Raw genomic sequence first — 329 nt, 5'->3', positions numbered from 1 at the left:
AGCCTTGTTAGCACAGGACTATGCCTTGGAACAAGCTGAAGAAAAGGGCTTGGAGCGTGGGAGAGCTGAAGGCGGTTTCGCAATGTTAGCAAATCTAGTTCGCCAACATGTATTAAGCACTGAATTTGCCAGCCAACAGCTGGGTATGACTGTGGCTGAGTTTGAGGCACTGTTGAAAGAACATAAGTGAGAAATCTGTACGCGTTATGCAGTCTTAAAACAACCTAAAAAAGATAGCTAAATTTCTTGATGGAAAAGAGATTAGCTATCTTTTTTGTTAGGAAAGTTTGAACTTTTCACTTTCTTTTCCGAATAAATAGATAGAAGCA

General features: G+C 40.1%; 1 pseudogene. It reads left to right on the top strand.

What is annotated here, in order from left to right:
* Positions 1–190 (top strand): annotated as a pseudogene (locus tag WKI42_RS10755) (Rpn family recombination-promoting nuclease/putative transposase); the annotation flags it as partial.
* Positions 191–329: the final 139 nt, after the last annotated feature.

The organism is Streptococcus pseudopneumoniae, assembly GCF_038148935.1.
Lineage (GTDB): Bacteria > Bacillota > Bacilli > Lactobacillales > Streptococcaceae > Streptococcus > Streptococcus pseudopneumoniae_U.
Note: the sequence above shows the minus strand (reverse complement) of the source record. Positions and strands in the feature narration are given on the sequence as shown.